Here is a 15937-nt window from a genome sequence, read left to right as displayed (position 1 = left end):
CCAATTGCTTACAGATAGTAAAATGACAGTTTAATAATTCAGGTAAATAAAACTTATAATACAACTAGTTTACACAGTGATGACAAACTAAATGGTAATATCAGCTGTTTTAGAAACCAACTGTAAATTTGGGTGGTAAAATGTTGTAAACCAGTTCACAAAATTCTTTACACCTTTTTGCACAGAAACAGCAGGTTCATAATTTAACAGGTTTTTTAAATCATCTATATCTGCTGATGTTTCTGCTACATCACCATCTTGCATGGGCATAAATATTTTTTGTGCCGTTAATCCTGTTTCTTTTTCAATTTCTTCTACAAAATCCAACAGATTTACTGGTGCGCCTCTGCCAATATTAAACACGGCAAAAGGTGCTGCAGATGTAGCAGGATCAGGATTTTGGTTATTCCAGTTTGGATTGGCCTGTGCCGGCTGATCAAATACCCTAACAATACCTTCAATAATATCATCTACATAGGTAAAATCTCTTTTCATTTCTCCGTTATTAAAAACTTCAATAGGTTTGCCTTCTAAAATTGCTTTTGTAAATAAGAACAAAGCCATATCTGGGCGGCCCCAAGGACCATAAACTGTAAAGAAACGTAAACCAGTAGTTGGTAAATTAAATAAATGGCTATAAGCATGTGCCATTAATTCGTTACTTTTTTTCGAAGCAGCATATAATGAAACCGGATGATCTACATTATCGTGTGCAGAAAATGGCATTTTTTTATTTAATCCATAAACACTCGAGGAGCTGGCGTACAATAAATGGCCAACTTTAAAATGACGGCTGCACTCCAGGATATTTAAAAAGCCTTTAATGTTGGCTTCTATGTAAGCATCTGGATTAGTTAAGCTGTATCGCACCCCTGCCTGCGCAGCCAAATTGCAAACCGCATCGAACTGGTAAGTTTTGAAACAATTTTCTAAACTTTCTTTATCACAGATATCCAACTTAATGAAAGTATAATTATCATATTTATCACTTACCTGAGGAACACCATAAACCAAATCGGCATGGTTAATACCAGTTTGAGCCAAACGGGCGTGTTTTAGGTTTACATCGTAGTAATCGTTGATGTTATCAATGCCAACAACAACATCTCCTCTTTCCAATAAGCGTTTTGCTAAATGGAAACCAATAAATCCGGCTGTACCGGTAATTAAAATTTTCATAAAATTTAAGTTTGAGAAACAGTTAAAAATCCCCCCGAAAAGGCTTGCTTGTTTGTTTTTAGGATACAGCAAAGCATCCCATTAGTTATGCGGTAAAAGTTTGTTTATATTTTAGGCTTAGTTTTGGCGCTGTAAAGCGCTTAAAATAGATTGGGCAAATATTTCTGGTCTGCGGTTATATAAATATTGCATCGCAGTTTCAGAAGCCTGATGCTGGTTTTGCTTTAATTTTTTGCGCATCGCCTCGGCAAGGGCTTCTACATTGTTGACTTCAACTGTGGCAATAGCCGGAATTTCGCTAATACCACCTGCGCAAAGTGTAGATACTACTGCGTTGTTTACCGACATCATTTCTAACAGTACATTCGGGAAACCCTCCTTTATCGAGGATACCACACAAAGTTTTGCCTGTTTAAAATATGGAGCCGGGTTATCTATCTGTCCCTTTAAGAAAACAGAATCGCTTAAATTGTTCTCCTGAATCATACTGCTCAATAATGCTCTTTCTTTTCCCTCTCCCAGCACGAGCAATTTTAGTTTTGGATGCTCCTGCTGAAGCAGTTTAAAAGCTTTAATCAGAACCGGAAATCCTTTTTCAGGGATTAACCTTCCTGCGGAGCAGATAAAATCGAGTTTGGCATCGCCATTAATTAAAGGCTGAGCGGATTTAGCAATGATCTTATTAAAATCAATGGGATTAGGTTGAACCAATATATTTTGCTCCGATAAAAACCGGTTATGATCAAACAGCTGTGATTTCATTAAGGCGGTTTGGCAAACCACTAAATCTACAGCCGGATAACCCAAATGGTAAATGATCTGATAAATGCGTTTTTTAATTCCGCTGAAACGGGTAAAAACAGAGGTGCATTCGCGTACAATTAATTTAGATCTGAGGTAACCTATGCGTTTCAAAAAGCCCAAAAAAGCATTTAGATACGGGTGTGTACTCATGACCACATCTTCCTTTTTATATTTCCGGAGTAGCGGTATCAGTTTTACAAAACCCCAGAAAATTGTTTTCCTAGACAGGTATCTTTTATAAATGCCTTCAGAAATTTTAAGTCCGGTAAAAGCATGTTTTTTTAAAAAGTATATTTCGCCATTAACAGCAGTCGCCATCATCAGCAGCACATTTTCAGCGCCATTGGGGGCATCGGTTAACGAAATGAAAATCATTCTTTTGTTGGTTATGCTCATTTCGAATGGTGATTTATCGTTTAAAATTTCGAACTATTTTTTTGAATGGCATCATCAGGCTTAATACTTTCCGCTTGCCATCTATTACAATAATATTGTTAGCGAAACTGATGTTATGGAGTCCTCTGCTGTACGGTTTATCGGGTAATATTTCGAATTTATTGGTGGTTTTAAATTCTTTTTCGCTGAGTGTTTCAATTTCGTTAATGATAATTGAACCACCATAACGGTTAATGGGGTTTTGTGTTGGCCGATACAGCGATTGGCCCACTTTAAATAAACTTCCTGCAGCCCTGCAAAATTCTTTTTCTACAGGAACCGGGTTTTGATAATGCCCGGTATACTGACCATCTAAAGTTTTTGAATGGTAAATGTAGAGGTGATCATGATCTCCGGACACACTGGTAAAAAGCCAGTATTTATTTTGATGATAAATAATTGAACTGTCTACAAAAGCCTTTCCGCTCACCAGCACTTTTATTTTGGTTAATTGGCTTGGATACTCCTGATCTACCTGATAAAGTGATATTTCTTTTGCTTCTGATGTTTCCGGAATGCAGTACAAACCGCCATTTTCTTCAATAAGATATGGATAAGATAAATGGATTGCTTCTGGTTTAATGCCCTGCACTTTCTTCTTATTTTTGAAGTCGAATCCATCCATCATCATGATCTCGCCTTTCCCCTTCCAAAAATCCAGTTCTTCGTAATAAATTCTTGGTGCATTATTTACATTCACCACAAAAGGATCAGCTGCATAATCGATATTATCTTCCTGCAACCAGTTTATGGCCGCACCAAGTTTTTTTGTACTGATCAGCTCTTCAGGTGTTTGATAAACGAAACCAATGTTCCATTTATCGGCGGTGAATATTTTATTAAAGAGGTTAACTGTTGCATTCATCCTGTTAGGCTACTAATGAAACTTTATGTGATGTTGATTTATTTTTAATTAACCATTGAGAGAGCACCAGCAATTTCCAGATCTGTGGATACCTGTTCCACTTTCCGGTCATATGCTCATTAATAATTTCCTGTGTTCTTTTCAAATGAATGCCTGGAATGTTTTTCAGATTATCGGCAGATAAATTGTCCATCACATAATCTTTTAACTCATTTCTGAACCAATGCTGAAATGGCATGGTAAAACCAGCCTTTGGCCGGTCGAACATATGCGCCGGAACGTGATCGAACAATAAATCTTTTAATATCCGTTTTTGGTTTCCGTTGGTATATTTAAACGCTGTGGGCAGGCTTCTCGAAAATTCCATTACCCGATAATCCATTAAAGGCGAGCGCGATTCCAGCGAAAAGGCCATCGATGCGCGATCGACCTTTGTATTGATATCGCCATTTAAATAGGTTTTGATATCAAAATCAGAAATGCGTTCTAACAAAGGTTTAGATGGATTGGTTAAAATATGCATCAATGGGTTATACTTCGCCAAATCGGGTTGTTTTACCCAGGAGTTTTCCATATTACCAAACATCTTGACATATAATTTTTCTACGTCTTCCATAGAAATGCCCATGGCAATCAATTTATGGCGGTAACTTGGCGATTGGTTAATTAAGCCTGCCAATGCTTTTCTAACACCATGTGGCGCGTAAAATAAACTGTTCACCTGTTTAATCCATTTGTAACGGTGATAACCTAAAAAAGCTTCGTCGCCCGCATCACCACTCAATGCAACAGTTACGTGTTTCCTGGTATTTTTACTGAGTAACATGGTTGGTATTGCGCTCGAATCGGCAAAGGGCTCATCATAAAAACGGTTAAAGTTTTCAATCAACTCAATACCATCATTGTAATTACACTCAATAGTATAATGATCGGTACCCAAATGTTTAGCTACCTGACTGGCATAAGCACTTTCATCAAAACCTTTCTCATTAAATTTTATGGAGAACGTTTTAACATGGTCGATTTCTTTTGTGGCTAAAGCTGCAATTAACGAAGAATCAATACCACCTGACAAAAATACGCCCAATGGTACATCGGCATTCATCCTGATTTTAACCGCATCGGCTAAAATAAGTGCCAAAGCTTCTTTAGCTTCTTCGTAACTGCCCTCAAACTTATTCTTCCAGCCATAATCTAAAGTCCAGTATTCGGTAATTTTAAGCTTATGGGATTTAAGATCGTATTTAAAATAGTGGGCTGCAGGTAACTGTTTCACCTCGGCATAAATAGACTGTGGCTCTGGCACATAACCCCAAATTAAATATTGATTAATGGCTTCCTCATTAACACTAAGGCTCCTATCTATATTGATTTGTGAGGGTTGACTTGCAAATTCGAACGATGAATGATCGTGTGCATAATAAAAAGGTTTTTTGCCAAAGCGGTCCCTTGCACCAAACAGTTCATTTTTACGGGTATCATAAATTACAAAAGCAAACATCCCGTTAAAACGGGTTAAGCAACCGGCACCATATTCCAGATAAGCCGCGCATATTACTTCGGTATCAGAACTGGTGTTAAACTGGTAGTTTTTCCGTTCCAGCTCCCTTCTAATGTCTTTGTAATTGTATATTTCTCCGTTAAAAACAATATGGAGGTGCATATACGAAAAGGGTTGATTAGAACGGGCATCGAGATCGATAATGGCCAATCTATTGTGCGCAAAAATAATCTGATCGTAACGTTGAACGCCGGTATAATCCGGACCCCGAAAACTGATTCTTGCCATTTTCTCGCGGACAATTCCGTCTGAGTAAGGTATGGTTGTGCCGTATATTCCACACATAGCGATAATATTTTAGATGATTAACTGATTAATTCTTCGTATTGGGCACTGATTTTATCGAGCGCACATTTCTGATATACATTTCTTCTGATTTCTGCCGGGTTCCATTGGCCTTGGGTGCAGGCCTGGATAATTCGGCGCCTAAAGCCTGCTAAATCACCCTGCTCCAAAACAAAACCGTTAAAACCGTCGATAATTAATCCGGGGATTCCGCTCACTTTAAAGGTTACAACCGGTAAACCTACCGTAAGTGCTTCTAAAACCACATTCGGGAAACCTTCGGTGTAAGAACTCAGCACCATTAAATCGTGCTGAACCATTACTTCGTGGATGTTTTTAATTTCTCCTAAAATTTTAAGCCTGTGATCGAGTCCTAGGTTTTTAATTTTGGTATTTATCTGTTCTTTCAGTACGCCCGTGCCCACAAAATCGAGGTGATAATTTTCAGGCAAATGTGCCATAATATCAACCAGCCTTTCCAAGCCTTTTTCCAGTGCAAAACGGGCGACAACCAATAACCGGTAAATTTTATCAGGTGTTTTATCTTTCTTTAACTTATTGGTTTTCAATACCGGATTGGCAATTACCCTGATCAGTTCATGATTGACATTATAAGTATCGATCAACGATTGTTTCATTTCTTCCGACTGGCAAACGATCTGTTTGTAACCCCGGTAACTTGCGCTGGCAAAAAGTTCGTAAAACCTCGATTTAAATCCTTCAAACAATCTTTGTTCGTGTGGAATATTGGAAGCCCTTGCAATAAGCATCGGAATTTTTAAAAACCGCCCCACCAGCGAGACCAAAATATTAATGTGATCGGTAGTGGAAAAAACAGCATAAGGCGCTTCCTTTTTTAACAAGTTATAAAGCGCGAAAAAAGATTTTGATGCTTTTTTGGTTTTCAGGTCGATAAAACGGACGCCAGCCAAATCCATGGAGAAACAATTCACGGTTGAATCTAAAATCACAATGGTCACATCAAACTTATCTTTATTAAATCCCTGAGCCAGGTTCCAGAACACCCGTTCTGAGCCTCCTGAAGTTAATGAGCTAAGTACAAAGAAAACCTTCTTTTTAAGATTAACTTCTTCTTTTATAGTTATTTGAGGAGCGTACATGTTATTTTAGTTGATGACAATTCTGTTAATCGTTAACCAAATAATTTTGAAATCGGTTAGGATATCATTATGGTTGATATACCTCATGTTCTGTTTTATTTTTGCGGGAATAATCCTTTCGATGTAATAAGTTTCGGGATCTTCGGCATGTTTAAGAAGTTCGTTTTCATTACAAAACTCCACTGAGGCCCAATCAGTAATACCAGGCTTAACCGATAAAACATAACGTTGTTCGTCATTATAAAGGTTTACGTATTTTCTAACTTCTGGTCTTGGCCCAACAAAACTCATCTGCCCTTTTAAAACATTCAATAGCTGGGGCAATTCATCTAACTTGTATTTCCGTAACCAGAAGCCTATTCTTGTAATGCGGTTATCTCTGTTCCCGATGGTGAGTAGGCTATTGTTACTCTGTGTTACATACATGGTTCGAAATTTTGCCAAATGAAAATCTTTCATGTTCCGTCCCACCCTAATCTGTTTAAAAATAACAGGGCCTTTCGAGTCGAGCTTGATTAGGATAGCAATCAAGATTAAAAGCGGACTGAACAACACTAAACACAGGATTGCAAAAACCACATCGAATATTCTTTTCTTATTTATTTTCATGATGCTACTGCCATTTGTTTATGTCCTGAAAAGCCACCTTCATCAATTTCTAAATGGCTATTTAATTGAATATGCACACAACTGATTACCGAAGTGACGATAAATTCTACCTGTGTAACTGTTAATTGCGGATAAATGGGGAGAGAAATCTCACAGGCATAATTCTGATAGGCCATTGGATAATCTTCAATTTTATAACCCAGGTTTTTAAAGAGCGTAAGCATTGGCATCGGGATAAAATGAACATTGCTCGCAATACCCAAGGATGCCAGGTCATCAATGATCTGATCCCGCTGTTTCTCGGTTAAACCTTTAACCCTCAAGGGAAAAAGATGATAACAGGATTCGCGTTGCGTACTCACTAAAGGTGGCGCAATAAACCAATCTTCTTGCTGAAAACCCTCACAATATTGCTGAGCGATTTTTTTTCGTTGCGGCAATAGTTCTTGATTATATTTCCTGATCTGTGCTAAACCAATTGCAGCGCAGATATCAGGCATATTGATCTTTAGTCCCTGAAACAGGATATCGTACCGCCAGCCAGCACCTCTTGATTTAGAAAGCGCGTCTTTGTTCTGACCATTAAGCGTGTACATTTTTAAGTAGCTGTATTCTTCCTGAGGATCAAATGCAGCCGGAAGATTTAAACAGATTGCACCTCCTTCGGCTGTTGTTATATTTTTAACGGCATGAAAAGAAAATATCGTTACATCGCACATCTGTGCAGCTGGTTGATCATAATACAAACTCCCTATTGAATGTGCAGCATCCGAAATCAGTAATATCCTTTTAAGCAAGGATTGTTTATCTGACTGACATTTAAATTTTTTCTTAATGTCAACATGATTAATCAATTCTTTTAGAGCAGTATAATTACATGGCCAGCCGGCAATATCTACTGCAATTATAGCTTTGGTTTTAGAAGTAATTGCTGCCTGAACCTTTTCAGGATCAATATTAAAATCATCAAGCACATCAACCATAACCGGAGTTGCACCACAATGAAGCACAGCTAATGCCGTGGCACTATAGGTATATGCTGGCACAATTACTTCGTCGCCGGCTTTAACACCAAACCACTTTAACATTAAAATAGCGCCCGATGTCCAAGAGTTTACACAGATCACCTCATCAGTTCCAGTAATCGCTTTAATTTCACATTCAAGGGCTTTTACTTTTGGTCCTGTTGTGATCCAATTGTCGTTAAGTGTTTCTAATACCTGATCAACCACGGCTTGATCGATAAAGGGTGGAGAGAATGGGATATTCATATTCGTCAATTTAATTGTGTCAATTGTATTCAACCAGAATGGGATCTTCCATTTTGATTTTGGAAAGTTGTAAAATGGCAAAGTAGAGGAACAAGGTAGGGCCGCTTGTAGCCAGGAGCCATTCGTTATGAAAAAAGGAATTGATGGAAATGGCCAGAAAAGAGCAACTTAAACAGACCAGCAGTGCGTTCTTCTTATCTTTGATATGGAGAAAAGCATAAAAAATAATCTTTCCTACTTTTCGATATAATAACACGAGTAAAATAAAGCCCAGCAAAGGGCCTAAATAAGTAATAAACATTAAATAAGCATTATGAGAGGTAATTACGATGGGTCCTTTTTTATAAACAAAGTTGTGCTGTACCACATCATTCCAGGTTTTTCCATAAAACAGTAAGCCAAAAGGATACTCGGTTATAATCTGGATGTTCTCTCCCATCAAATCACCACGTTCTTCTTTACCCTTAGCATTTTCAGCGCTTTTATTTAAAATATTCTGTTGTTTTTTACCTTCAGAAAATTGTTCAATCGAGCTTTGCGCAATAAAAAATATGGCGCAAAACACGCCGAATATTAAAATTGATTTGGCTTTATAATAGCTCAGGAAAAATAATCCGGTTACTACTGCAAAAGCCACCAGAACCGATCTTTGCATACCGAAGAAAATAAGAGAGAGCGATAATCCAAATAAGAGAAGGTTAATTAGCCAGCTTCTTTTAAATAGTATAGCATTGATAACCAGAAATGGTGTTAAAGCAGCCATCTGGTAGCCGAATGTAAAAATAGTGGTCGATATGCCAGCTGGTGCCTGCAATACATCTTCCTGCACCAAAAGCGAGCGTATAGGTGCCATGTTGATCTGGTGATCGATAAACATGATGATTCCTGAAAGCAGCAACAAGCCGAAGAAAAACCCGACAGCGATGTTCATTCGCTTTAAATTAGTGCCGATAACATAGTTGAATAACAAGGCAAAACAGGCCGCAACAATTAATAGTGCAAAAAAACCGGTAACATCTTCCTGACCTATGAGATAAAAAAACAGTGCAGCAATAAAGAAAATAAATAACTCTTTGCCATATAGAAAGCCTGTTTCTTCTGTCCGGTAGAAATAGATTAACGGTGCCAGGAAAACCATTGGTGCCGGAATTCTGAAAACCCCTGTCATGAAGATATTGAATGTTGTTGCGTAAACGTAGGCAAACAACAAAAAGAGAAACATTATTTTTTTTGTCATGACATGATGAGTTGCTCCCAGTTGGCAGAAATGCGTTCAATAGAATTTGTTTCGTTGATCGATTTTGCTTTTTCTGAAAATTCACTTCTTAAATTACTGTTATTAAGTATTTTATCGATAGACAATGAAAGTCCAACTATATCTTCTTTGTCAACCAGAAGTCCGTTAATTCCGTGTTTGATAATTTCTGAAGGACCAAACTCACAGTCCATGGCTACACAGGCACAGCCCATGCCCATAGCTTCTACCAGTACATTAGGATAACCTTCACTCCTGGATGAAAGCACGAAAACTTCAGCCTGTGCATAATAATCCTGCAGGTTGGATTTAAAACCAATCAGCTTGACTTTGTCTTTTAAGTTTAAATCGGCGATCTGTTTTTCAAGACTTGCTCTATCCGGTCCTTCTCCGGAGATTAGAAGATCAACATCAGTCAATTCCAGTTTGCTATAGGCTTCAATAAGGTTGTCGAAACCTTTTTCATAACATAACCTCCCAACAGAGAGGATAAATCGTTTACTGTTAACAGGGCCTGTATTCGCATGAGAAAAGTGATGGATTGGATTGTGTATCGTTTTAAAATTATACAGTGTTTCGAACTGTTTAATTCTTTTAAATCCTTTAAACATCTCAAATGCGGGCAAAACAATGGCTTTTGATTTTCTATAAATATGAAACACCATCCACTGCAACAATCTATTGTATTGATCTAAGGTGTAAACCGGCGCTGTTCTTTCCGAAACCAGGTAGGGTAAGCCTAAAATCACACAACATAAACCTGCCCAAATGTTTGCAGATGTCATAAAACAAATGGTACAAACTGGTTTTTCTTTCTTTAATACCGCGAGTAACCGGTAAAAAGTCAGGTAAGCATATTTAAGTCTGTTGAAAAGATTATGACGACCTTTTCGCTCCACCAGGTTTACGATTTTAACTTTTTTATTTATTTCATACCTAACTTCTGCTGTATTGAGACAAATCATGGTGACGCTGCAATTTTTATCGCTGAAGTGATTAGCCAGATTGCTAATTACCCGCTCAGCACCACCACCTTCTAAACTGTTGATTACGAAGCATAATTTAGTAGCCATTTCGAATTAGTTTACTATCGTTTTAATGGTCTGGAAAGCGTTTCTGAAGTTTTTATATTTCACTTCAAAGAAGAAATATCTTCTAAAGTAGAAGTACAAAAGTTTAGCTTTTTGCAAACCGGTATAGGTGAAGATTTTAATAATGATGTAGAAATCGCTCAGTTGCATTTTTTTTAATGGAACATACGATATGGGACTCCAGATACCGCCGGGATGACGCCTGTAACAGCTCATTACTTCTGGCATAACGTATACTTTTTTACCTGTTACCCAGGTGCAGTAAAGTTTCAAGATCTTATCGCAGGCATAACATTTTAACAGCCAGTCGTTTTTATACAGATTTCTAATGGCGTCTATATTGCGATAAACAATGGTTGCGGTACAGGTTTCAGCCTGTTTATTAACAATCAGGTCGTTAAAGCTATACTGTAAAGGAACGGGGCTAAAATCCATGTAAATCAGCTCCGTATCATCAAAATTAATTTCGCGGGTATAATGGCAGCACATTACATAATCAGGGTTGTTTTCTAAAAAATCAACCTGTTTTTGCAGCTTGTAGGGGTCTGTCCAATAATCGTCTCCATCGCAGGTGGCCACATATTTTCCTTTGGTTTCTAAGGCTACGCGAATAACATTTTTCGTGGCCCCGATATTTTTAGGTGCTTTTAAGCGCTTAATTTTGCCAGGATACTTGGCAACATATTCGTCAATAATCTCAGTGGTTCCATCAGTAGAACAATCATCGCCAATAATAATTTCAGTATTAAAATTGCATTGCTGCATCAGAAATCCATCCAGGGCTTTTGCAATAAATTTACTGTGGTTATAAGTGATGCAAAAAATGCTAACCATTACATCTGTATCATCTTGTTTCATAATTGAAGCTGTCATTTAGTTGCCATTAACTACCATGCCTATGCTGCCATTAACCAGCTTGCCATAATCAGCGAGTTTAAGCACTTGTTTTTTGCGGTAATTCTGAGTTCTTAAAATAATCCTGACCACTAAATCCTGATCAGCACTGGTTAAGGTATGGTAGAGTGGTAAACACATAATACGTTTAGAAATAGAATCACAAATAGGCATATTTACCTTATCGATATAGGGTAAAGCCGATAAAGACGGATAAAAATATCGCCTGCAATACACCTGAACCAGTTCTAATTCTTTCATGCAATCGAGCATAACTTCTTCCGACCGGAATATTACAGGATAGTAAGCGTAATTAAAATCTGTATCAGCCTGGATAACTTGAAACTGCGCTTCTATTTTATTCAGGCGCATTTCGTAATGTTGTGATAGTTCTTTGCGTTTACTTAAAATCTGATCGATATGTTTTAAATTGCAAAGGCCCATAGCGGCATGAAATTCGGAGTTTTTAGCGTTGGTACCGATCTCTGAAAAAGTATCTACCCCGCTATAACCGAAATTCCGCATCAGCGCCATTCGCTTTAAAATCTCTGGATTTTGAGTAAAAACAGCCCCACCTTCAATGGTGTGAAAGAGTTTTGTAGCATGGAAGCTTGTTGTGCTTACATCGCCATAAGCGAAAATAGATTTACCTTTATATTTTGTCCCAAAACAATGAGCAGCATCGTAAATTACTTTTAGTCCGTGTTTTTTTGCAATGCGATCTATCGCTTCGACATCGCAAGGATTTCCAAAAACATGTGTAGCTAAAATTGCTGAGGTATTTGGCGTAATGGCCGCTTCAATTTTATTGGGATCTATATTGAGGGTATCTTCATCTATATCCACAAAAACTGGCTTACAGCCTTGCCAAACAATACTACTGGTGGTGGCTACAAAAGAAAATGGTGCGGTAATAATTTCACCTTTAACTTCTAAAGCCTGAATAGCCAGCTGTAATGCAATAGTGCCATTGGTTACATATAACAAATGCGGCAGGCCTAAGTATTGCTGTAACTTTAACTCCAGCTCATTTACTAAAGGACCATTATTGGTGAGCCACTGTCTGGCCCAAATGCTACTTACATAGCTTTTAAATTCTGCCTGTTTTGGCAAAAAGGGTTTAGTTACAGGTATCATTGTTTGAGGATTAATTGTTTAAAATCAACGAGTGCAGCCATTTTAATGCTGCTACTGATGCCGAGGTAAAAACTGCCATAAATAATACTTATGCCAGCAATGCGAAGAATATTGTTAATATGGTAATGCGATAAACACCAGGTATCGAGGCAATAACATGCTACACCTAATAAGCTAGATAACATTAAAATAGGTGCAATATCCTGAAGTTGTTCTTTAAGTGGATAATTGATTAATTTGCCACTATACGTTGAATTGATATAATAGGCAAAAACGGTAAAGAAGAGTTGAAAATATAACAAGCCCATAATGCCAAATGGAATTACACAAATAATTCCGATTACACTCAGCACCTTTTTTATAATTTCTAATCTTAAAAACTGTCCGCTATGTCCCTTAACTTTTAAAATGTTCAGGTTGTATGCATGAACAGGATATAGAATACCCGCAATACATAAAATCTGAAAATAGGGTACTGAAGGCAGCCATTTATCGGTTAACAGTAAGGAAATTAAAGGTTGGGCAATAAGTGCCAAAAAAATCAGGCTTGGTGCATTCCAGAATAATACCTGCTGCATTAACCTTCGGTAAACCATTTTAAGTTTTACATCGTCATTGCTGATGTTCGAAAACATCGGATAGGTTACTTTACTAATTGCTGTAGAAATAATTCCAATGGGCAACTGACTTAAACTATCTGCCCTGGCATAAAAGCCCAATTGAGCTGCAGCGTAAAAGCGACCTATAATAACGGTGTATAAATTTTGATAAATGGTATCCAGCAGACCGGAAAGCGTCATCTTGTATCCAAAATGAAAATGCTTTCTGAAGCTTCTTTTATTAAAAATCAGTCGTGGCCGCCAATCGGAGTAAAACCAGTGTAATGCTGTAGAAACACTTGCACTCAGTAAACTCATCCAAACCAAACTCCAGGTTCCGTAACCTTTTTTCGCCAGGTAAATGCCTAAACAACCGCCCAATATTACTGCTGGTATCTGAATTACCGTTTGCAGTTTAAATTTCATTTCCTTCGTTAATAAAGTACTCTGAATGCTGAAAAAGGCATTGATTAAAAAGGTTAATCCGTAGACCCTAACAATATTGGTCAGTAAGGGTTGTCTGTAGAAATCAGCGATTAAAGGTGCTGTAAAGAACAAAACACCATAAACAATGATGCTTCCAAACAGGTTAAAAAAAAATATAGTAGAAAAATCTTTTTGTCCTGCCGTTCTTGTGCGGATTAGCGATGATGTTAAACCGCTATCCATTAATGAATTGCCAACAGCGATAAAAATAGAGAGCATTGCGATTAAGCCAAATTCTGCAGGGCTTAACAGGCGGGCCAATATGATGGTAACGAACAGGTTTATGAATTTAACACTAAACTGCTGTCCGATCGACCATATAATGCCCGATCGCGCTTTATATGTTAAATTCATGATCTTACAATCGAACCGTTTCCATTGATTGTGGCAATACCGCTTTTATATCGTACACCACACAGGCTGGCTTACGTAATGCTGTAATATTTAAATTATTGAAAGCTTCGTGTGCTACGGCCAGTATAATTCCATCGTACTTTCTGGTTTTCGACGAACCATTTTCGCAGATAATACCATAGTTATGGTTGGCCTGATCGGCATTTGCCCAGGGATCATGGATGGTTACTTTAACTTTGTATTCTTCCAGTCGCCTTACAATATCAATCACTTTGGTATTTCGTACATCCGGACAGTTTTCTTTAAACGTAAAGCCCAACACCAGTACTTCTGCTCCTACGATGTGGATGTTTTGCGCAATCATTTTTTTGATGACCTGATCGGCTACATATTTACCCATCCCATCGTTTACACGTCGGCCGGCTAAAATAATTTCGGGATGGTAACCAGCTTCTTGTGCTTTTTGGGCCAAATAATAAGGATCTACGCCAATACAATGCCCGCCAACTAAACCTGGCTTAAAATTTAGAAAATTCCACTTGGTTCCGGCCGCGGCTAAAACTTCTGAAGTATCGATACCGATCTGGTTAAAAATCATTGCCAATTCATTTACAAAAGCGATATTGATATCACGCTGCGCATTTTCAATTACTTTAGCTGCTTCGGCCACTTTAATAGACGAAGCTTTATAGGTTCCTGCGGTAATGACCGAACGGTAGAGCTCATCTATTTTTTCGGCGGCTTCAGGTGTAGAACCCGAGGTGATTTTTAAGATATTGGCTACGGTATGTTGCTTATCTCCAGGATTAATACGTTCCGGAGAATAACCGGCAAAAAAGTCTTTATTGAAAACCAAACCTGATCCTTTTTCTAAAATCGGCACACATTCATCTTCGGTTACGCCAGGGTATACAGTTGATTCATAAACCACTATATCTCCTTTCTTTAAAACTTTAGCGACAACTGCACTCGCTTTAATCAGTGGGGTTAAATCTGGCCGGTTGTTTTTATCAACAGGCGTTGGCACTGTAACAATGTAAACCGACGAGCTGCGTAATTTTTCGATTTCATTGGTACAGTACAGGCCTTTTAAAGTTGTGCATTCGAATGTTAAAACCTCATTTAATTCAGATTCGTTAACTTCCAGTGTATTGTCGTAGCCGGCTTTTAATTCTGCTATCCTGGTCTCGTTAATATCAAAGCCAAATACCTTGTATTTTTTTGCAAATTCTACTGCCAATGGTAAGCCAACGTAGCCAAGGCCAATTACGGCCATTTTCAGATTATCTTCAGCGTTATACATAGTGTTGTTGTGTATTTACGGTTAATGTTAAGTTGCTTATAGGCACTCTGGTAACTAAAGCACAGTCTAAATGATCGAACGACATTAAAACATGCTTACCTTGAATCTGGATCACCTCTCCTTCCTGGTTATGGAAAAGACCATTACTGATCCGAACACGGTCTCCTTTCGAAACACCGGTTAAACTCACTACATCTACATCATTGTAGGTATCCATGATGTGTTTCAATTTTTCAATCTCACTATCGCGAACTACTGCAGGTTTCCCCATGTAATTAATGAAGTTTAAAACCCCCAGTGTATACCTGATTTTGTAGCCTTCCCGCTCATCTATTTTCACAAAAACATATCCGGTAAAAAGTGGAAGACTAACGATTTTCTTTCTATCGGCCCATTGATTTTCTACATTCCGAACAGGACAAAAAGATTCGAAACCTTGCTCTTGCAGCAAACGGTCAACTTTTTTCTCCCAACGGGGACGGGTATAAATCACAAACCATTTTTTTGCAAACGAGGGCTTGATGTTAATTATAGATTCCATTTTATTTTAATGAGTTTATCGTTTATTTTCTAGGCCATTTGATACAGCTTCGCTATATCACTTACATGACAGGTATTGGGCATTATCTTTAAAACTGTCTGCTAAAGCGCCTTTTTAGTCGGCCGGATACAGCTTCGCTATATCACT

The 15937-nt window shown here is 38.0% G+C and carries 14 protein-coding genes; all 14 read right to left on the bottom strand.

Going from position 1 to position 15937, the window contains the following annotated elements; genetic code table 11:
* Positions 1-87 precede the first annotated feature (87 nt).
* The gene (locus AC04QZ_RS02250) at positions 88-1179 is read right to left on the bottom strand and encodes an NAD-dependent epimerase (protein ID WP_478356398.1); all 1092 of its coding nucleotides are present in this window, start codon (positions 1177-1179) and stop codon (positions 88-90) included.
* A gap of 117 nt (positions 1180-1296) precedes the next feature.
* Positions 1297-2379, bottom strand: coding sequence for a glycosyltransferase (locus AC04QZ_RS02245; RefSeq protein WP_478356397.1), 1083 nt, complete (start codon positions 2377-2379; stop codon positions 1297-1299).
* Between the two features lie 13 nt (positions 2380-2392).
* Positions 2393-3283, bottom strand: coding sequence for a glucosamine inositolphosphorylceramide transferase family protein (locus tag AC04QZ_RS02240; RefSeq protein ID WP_478356396.1), 891 nt, complete (start codon positions 3281-3283; stop codon positions 2393-2395).
* A 4-nt stretch (positions 3284-3287) separates the two neighbouring features.
* Positions 3288-5129, bottom strand: a complete 1842-nt coding sequence (gene asnB / locus AC04QZ_RS02235; RefSeq protein ID WP_478356395.1) for an asparagine synthase (glutamine-hydrolyzing) — start codon at positions 5127-5129, stop codon at positions 3288-3290.
* 20 nt (positions 5130-5149) lie between these two features.
* Positions 5150-6250: a glycosyltransferase gene (locus tag AC04QZ_RS02230; protein WP_478356394.1), complete on the bottom strand. Its 1101-nt coding sequence runs from the start codon at positions 6248-6250 to the stop codon at positions 5150-5152.
* 6 nt (positions 6251-6256) lie between these two features.
* Positions 6257-6859, bottom strand: coding sequence for a sugar transferase (locus AC04QZ_RS02225; RefSeq protein ID WP_478356393.1), 603 nt, complete (start codon positions 6857-6859; stop codon positions 6257-6259).
* Positions 6856-8130, bottom strand: a complete 1275-nt coding sequence (locus tag AC04QZ_RS02220) for a DegT/DnrJ/EryC1/StrS family aminotransferase (RefSeq protein ID WP_478356392.1) — start codon at positions 8128-8130, stop codon at positions 6856-6858. Before AC04QZ_RS02220 ends, AC04QZ_RS02225 begins: the two co-directional genes overlap by 4 nt.
* A 19-nt stretch (positions 8131-8149) precedes the next feature.
* Entirely contained in the window at positions 8150-9367 is a 1218-nt protein-coding gene (locus AC04QZ_RS02215) for a hypothetical protein (protein WP_478356391.1), read from the bottom strand.
* The gene (locus AC04QZ_RS02210; RefSeq protein ID WP_478356390.1) at positions 9364-10458 is read right to left on the bottom strand and encodes a glycosyltransferase family 4 protein; all 1095 of its coding nucleotides are present in this window, start codon (positions 10456-10458) and stop codon (positions 9364-9366) included. Before AC04QZ_RS02210 ends, AC04QZ_RS02215 begins: the two co-directional genes overlap by 4 nt.
* Before the next feature lie 6 nt (positions 10459-10464).
* A complete protein-coding gene (locus AC04QZ_RS02205; protein WP_478356389.1) occupies positions 10465-11334 on the bottom strand; it encodes a glycosyltransferase in 870 nt (289 codons plus the stop codon).
* Between the two features lie 15 nt (positions 11335-11349).
* Positions 11350-12507: a DegT/DnrJ/EryC1/StrS family aminotransferase gene (locus AC04QZ_RS02200; RefSeq protein ID WP_478356388.1), complete on the bottom strand. Its 1158-nt coding sequence runs from the start codon at positions 12505-12507 to the stop codon at positions 11350-11352.
* A complete protein-coding gene (locus AC04QZ_RS02195) occupies positions 12504-13946 on the bottom strand; it encodes a lipopolysaccharide biosynthesis protein (protein ID WP_478356387.1) in 1443 nt (480 codons plus the stop codon). Before AC04QZ_RS02195 ends, AC04QZ_RS02200 begins: the two co-directional genes overlap by 4 nt.
* A gap of 4 nt (positions 13947-13950) precedes the next feature.
* Positions 13951-15249: a nucleotide sugar dehydrogenase gene (locus AC04QZ_RS02190; RefSeq protein WP_086546012.1), complete on the bottom strand. Its 1299-nt coding sequence runs from the start codon at positions 15247-15249 to the stop codon at positions 13951-13953.
* Positions 15242-15790, bottom strand: a complete 549-nt coding sequence (locus tag AC04QZ_RS02185) for a UpxY family transcription antiterminator (protein WP_086546011.1) — start codon at positions 15788-15790, stop codon at positions 15242-15244. Before AC04QZ_RS02185 ends, AC04QZ_RS02190 begins: the two co-directional genes overlap by 8 nt.
* Between the last annotated feature and the right edge of the window lie 147 nt (positions 15791-15937).

The sequence above is a fragment of the Pedobacter folensis genome (genome assembly GCF_056490665.1).
This window is presented reverse-complemented; position numbering and strand designations above follow the sequence as displayed.